Source organism: Polaromonas sp., assembly GCF_030682935.1.
Taxonomy (GTDB): domain Bacteria; phylum Pseudomonadota; class Gammaproteobacteria; order Burkholderiales; family Burkholderiaceae_C; genus Polaromonas.
On sequence record NZ_JAUXNA010000333.1, the window covers coordinates 1 to 3,558 of the forward strand.

Sequence of the window (3,558 nt, forward strand, 5' to 3'; positions counted from 1 at the left end):
AAATCGCTGGTGGTTTTCGCCATCATGGGTATTGCTGGTTTTGCCACGCTCAAAGGCATCACCGCTGTAGCGCGCGTAGCCACGGTTGACCGGGTTGCGGTCGATTTCACCGTCAATGCCACGCTGCCCAACTGGCTCGCCAGCGCGCTGGGTGTAGCGCCGACCACCGCCGGACTGGGGCTGGCCTTGCTGATTGGATTGGCGCTGATCACCTGGGCGTTGTACGGCAAGGATTTCCGCAACTTCGACAATCTGCTGGCGGGCTTGGGTATCGGCGCCGTGGTGGCCGCCATGTGGTGGGTGAGCGGCTCGCTGGGTTATGTGGCCGAGCATCCTGAAACCCTGCAGGAAGTCTTTGTCGGCACCAACTCAGGCAAGGCAGAAGCGATGAGCTTTGTTGCCCCCATGGCTTACACCCTGGACTGGCTCATGTTTTTTAGCGACAAGAGCAAAGTCCTCACACTGGGTGTCGTGTCGGTGTTTGGTGTCGTGGCGGGTTCGGCCGCGCATGCCTTGTGGTCACGCAACTTTCGCTGGGAGGGTTTTCGCGACGCACAGGACACCGCCAACCACCTGGTGGGCGCCACATTGATGGGCGTAGGCGGCGTGGCCGCCATGGGCTGCACAATTGGGCAGGGCCTGTCTGGCATCTCGACCTTGAGCGCCACGAGCTTTGTGGCTGTGGTAGCCATCATGATGGGCTGCGTTGCAGGCTTGAAATACCAGATATGGCAGCTTGAGCGCTCACTCTGATAAAGCTTCCCAAAGGCAACAAGATGACATCTGACTCTGAGGTGATTTCTGCCGATCTCGATCGGCGTTTCGGCAGTCTCGCGCGGCTCTATGGCGCGGCCGGTGCCCAGCGGATTCGTGCTGCGCACATTGTGGTGGTAGGTCTGGGCGGTGTCGGCTCATGGGCCGCAGAAGCCGCCGCGCGCAGCGGGGTGGCCCGCCTGACGCTGGTCGATCTTGACCACATTGCCGAATCCAACATCAACCGCCAGGTGCATGCGCTCGACAACACCTTGGGGCAGGCCAAAGTCCACGCCATGCGCGAACGCATCGCCCAGATCAATCCGACTTGCAAGGTGGACTGCATTGAAGAGTTTGTCGATGCCGGCAATTGGCCAGACGTTCTCGCGCTGGGCGGTGAATTCGACTACGAGCAATTGGCTGTGATCGATGCGTGTGACCAGGTCAGGGCCAAGACCGCCATGGCGGCTTGGGCCGTCAGGCGCAAGGCCACCTTTATCAGCGTGGGGGCCGCGGGCGGCAAGCGGCTTGCTCACCGCGTTGACATTGAAGATGTGTCCCTGGTGACGCACGACCCCTTGCTGGCGCAGATGCGCTACCGCCTGCGTAAAGAGTATGGTGCATCCCGCCAGGGAAAGATCGGAGTGGCTTGTGTGTTTAGCCGGGAACCCGTGCTGCAACCCGCCGCAGCGAAAGTCGTGGATCCGCAAGAAATTCGTGTTGTGGACATCCTTGAAACACAAGCTGATGCCGTAGGGCAGAGCGATGGCAGTCTCAATTGCCACGGCTATGGATCGGTCGTGAGTGTCACGTCTACGTTTGGCTTGTGCGCAGCCGGTTGGGTTCTCAGTAAAATTGCAGGATAGTTTTTAAAACAGCCAAAAATTGACGCTATAATTTGAGGCTGTGCTGCAGACGATGTAGTGCAAACCAAGAGAAATCTTGGGACCTTAGCTCAGTTGGTAGAGCAGCGGACTTTTAATCCGTTTGTCGCGGGTTCGACCCCCGCAGGTCCCACCATAAATTTCCCGGGTTCTTAGCTCAGCTGGTAGAGCAGCGGACTTTTAATCCGTTTGTCGCGGGTTCGACCCCCGCAGAACCCACCAGCATTAGATTTTTAATCCAAACAAAATTTTCAGCCGATACGGTTCGTAATTTTTTGTTCTGGTACTGAAATATTTTTTATGCCCTCGGCATTCAACGAGCCGCAATATCCATCACACCTGATGCCCCAGTAAAGGGATCTCCAGTTGCGCTTGTTGGGCCACGCGGATGCAATCTTTCATGTGTTCCTCGCCAAGATAGCGAATCGCTGAATAACCCACGGCCGCCGCGACGACTTGTCCGGCAAACGGTACGTATTTGGCCAGTTGCCTGGTGGTCAGCCGTAGCCCTATTTGGGTGGCGGCTTTGAGAACCAATTCGCGGCTGATGAACTTTCCAATCAGTACCGAGCCCACCATGGTCACGGCTTTTTGAACCTGGTCGCGCTTTTTGGGGTCGAGCTGGTCGAGTTGGCCGGGTGTCAGGCCAAACTCTTTGTTGATCTCGGGGATCAGTTTTGAAAGCATGGCCGCATCTCGGCCCAGTCGAGACCGGGAACCGGCATGGCGCTGGCAGCTGCGGCCACCATGGCGCGTTTGTTGAGCAGCTTGCGGCTGCGCTTGACCGCGGCCGCAAGGGCCGCATCTTCAGCCGCCATGTGCAGGGCCGTGGGCATGATTGAAAACCCCTTCACGCTTGCGAATGTCCGGCGGAGCGTCAGCATTTACCTATTGACGCCCCATCGTAAAAATTCATTTACGCCGTGGCCGTCTCAATCTGATCGGTCAACTCCAGCCAGCGTTCTTCCAGCGTGCCCAGGTCATTTTCAATCGCCTTCAGGCGCTTGCCTGTCTGGGCGATTTCTGCAGCGGCGGTGGCAGTGGTGAGCAGGGTTTGCAGGCTGTCCTGCTCGCGGGTGAGCGACTGCATCTGCCGGTCTATGGTTTCCAGTTCCTTGCGCAGCGGCTTGGACGCATCGGATTGCTGCTGACGGCGCTGGGCTTCGTCTTTTTTCGTGGACGAATTTTTGGCGTCTGAAGTGCTTGCGGCTTTTACCGGTTCAGCGGCCGCCGCTTTGGCTGCCATGGCGGCCGGCTTGGCCGCGTTGGTGGTCGATTTTTTGGCTTCCTCGCGCTGACGCTTGGCCTCATCAAGCAGGTAGCGTTGGTAGTCGTCCAGGTCACCGTCGAAGGGCGCCACGCCGCCGCGCGAGACCATCCAGAACTCGTCGCACACGGCACGCAGCAGCGCACGGTCATGGCTGACCAGCATGACGGTGCCTTCAAACTCGTTGAGCGCCATCGACAGCGCTTCGCGGGTGGCCAGGTCCAGGTGATTGGTTGGCTCATCAAGCAGCAGCAGGTTGGGGCGCTGCCAGACGATCATGCACAGCACCAGGCGGGCTTTTTCGCCGCCGCTCATGCTGCCGACGGCCTGCTTGACCATGTCGCCGCCAAAGTTGAAGTTGCCCAGAAAGCTGCGCAAGTCCTGCTCGCGGGTGGGCTGGTTGCCCATCTTGCCGGCAGCGCTGACTTCCTTGACCAACCGGATCATGTGCTCCAGCGGGTTGTCGTTCAGGCGCAGCACGTCCAGTTCCTGCTGGGCAAAGTAGCCGATGTTCAGGCCCTTGCCTTCGGTCATGTCGCCCTGAATCGGGGCGAGGGCGCGTGCCACGGTTTTGACGAGGGTTGATTTTCCCTGGCCGTTGGCGCCCAGAATGCCGATGCGCTGGCCGGCCAGCACCGAGCGGCTGACATTTTG

General features: G+C 59.1%; 3 protein-coding genes, 2 tRNA genes and 1 pseudogene. 4 read left to right on the forward strand and 2 right to left on the reverse strand.

Going from position 1 to position 3,558, the window contains the following annotated elements; all coding sequences use genetic code 11:
* The 4 genes from Q8K05_RS15440 to Q8K05_RS15455 form a co-directional block, all read left to right on the forward strand.
* The coding region (locus tag Q8K05_RS15440; protein WP_305247512.1) for a YeeE/YedE thiosulfate transporter family protein at positions 1 to 753 on the forward strand (753 nt) is incomplete at its 5' end.
* Between the two features lie 23 nt (positions 754 to 776).
* Positions 777 to 1,619 (forward strand): tRNA threonylcarbamoyladenosine dehydratase, encoded by an 843-nt coding sequence (locus Q8K05_RS15445; RefSeq protein WP_305247513.1) that lies wholly within the window; start codon positions 777 to 779, stop codon positions 1,617 to 1,619.
* Between the two features lie 78 nt (positions 1,620 to 1,697).
* Positions 1,698 to 1,773, forward strand: a tRNA-Lys gene (locus Q8K05_RS15450).
* A 10-nt stretch (positions 1,774 to 1,783) separates the two neighbouring features.
* A tRNA-Lys gene (locus Q8K05_RS15455) sits at positions 1,784 to 1,859 on the forward strand.
* A gap of 111 nt (positions 1,860 to 1,970) precedes the next feature.
* Here Q8K05_RS15455 and Q8K05_RS15460 read toward each other — a convergent pair.
* Positions 1,971 to 2,473: pseudogene (locus Q8K05_RS15460) on the reverse strand (hypothetical protein).
* Between the two features lie 80 nt (positions 2,474 to 2,553).
* Positions 2,554 to 3,558, reverse strand: a 1,005-nt coding sequence (locus Q8K05_RS15465; RefSeq protein WP_305247514.1) for an ATP-binding cassette domain-containing protein, incomplete at its 5' end; no start/stop codon positions are given.

Bases quoted from the DNA above. Each gene is read 5' to 3' on its own strand.
- Q8K05_RS15445 (WP_305247513.1), top strand. From the start codon at position 777: ATGACATCTGACTCTGAGGTGATTTCTGCCGATCTCGATCGGCGTTTC.